The sequence below is a fragment of the Caballeronia arationis genome (genome assembly GCF_001544975.2).
GTDB lineage: Bacteria > Pseudomonadota > Gammaproteobacteria > Burkholderiales > Burkholderiaceae > Caballeronia > Caballeronia arationis.
Genome location: NZ_FCOG02000503.1, coordinates 1 through 956 on the forward strand (window position 1 = coordinate 1; position 956 = coordinate 956).

General features: G+C 60.5%; 2 pseudogenes. Both read left to right on the forward strand.

Annotated features, from left to right (window positions below):
* Positions 1-336 (forward strand): annotated as a pseudogene (locus AWB81_RS43490) (secretion system protein E); the annotation flags it as partial.
* 12 nt (positions 337-348) lie between these two features.
* A pseudogene (locus AWB81_RS43495) lies at positions 349-956 on the forward strand (type II secretion system protein); the annotation flags it as partial.

Genomic DNA, 956 nt, shown 5'->3' on the forward strand with positions numbered 1-956 from the left:
GACGGCTGCGAACACTGCCGACTGAAGGGGCTTTTCACCCGCAACGGCAAGGCAGCGGGTGGAACCACGCGCCCGTCATTGGCCGCCGAGCTCTACCGTCCGACGACTGAGTTTTTGGAGCGTGTGGCCGAGCGCGACTGGGCCGGTGCCCGCAAAGTTTGGCGCGGTGAACGCCGTACCGGATTCGATAACGCGGATATGACGGGAAAGACCCTCTATGAACATGCTCTTTTCAAGGCTTCGCGCGGTTTCATTGACCCACAATTCATCAATCGCTCGATGCAGTCGTTCGCGCAGTACCGCGTGATGCCCGGCGTCGATGGTTTGATGGTCTAACCCTGGTCCTCCATGTTCACCACGTTCGCAAAGATGCTGCCCGTGCGGCAGCAGTTGGTCGTCGCGCGCTGGCGGTTTCAGAAAGTCCGCGAGGATTTCTACCGCGAGACGCGTCTCGATATCGCAGCAAAGGGCTTGCGCAACACCGAGACGCTGTTCGACCGGCTGGAAACGTACGAAAAGCGCAGCCGCACTCGCGGCAAGCTCGAGTGGCGGGTGTTCTCCTGCATCCGGGAAACCATGCAGCGTGGGGAGAGCTTCTCGCTCGCTATCAAGCCATTCATCCCCGGCGACGAGTACGCGCTGCTGGACATCGCCGATGAATCTTCACGGCAAGACTCCGTCGTGCGTGGCTTCGAACTCGCGGAAATGGCGGCGAAGGCTAAGCGCGTGCTGTCGTCGACAACTTCGGTGCAGATGGCCTACCCAGCGTTGCTGCTGGTCTATATGTACGCGTACTGCATGCTGTTCGGCGGCGTCATCTTTCCGCAGGTGCTCGATGTCCGCCCGCTCGACCAATGGCTCGAACTTGGCCGGTTCCTCTATCACGTCGACACGTTCTGCTACGAGTACTGGTGGCTCACGCTCACGGCGATCATCGGCCTCGTGCTCGCTTACTT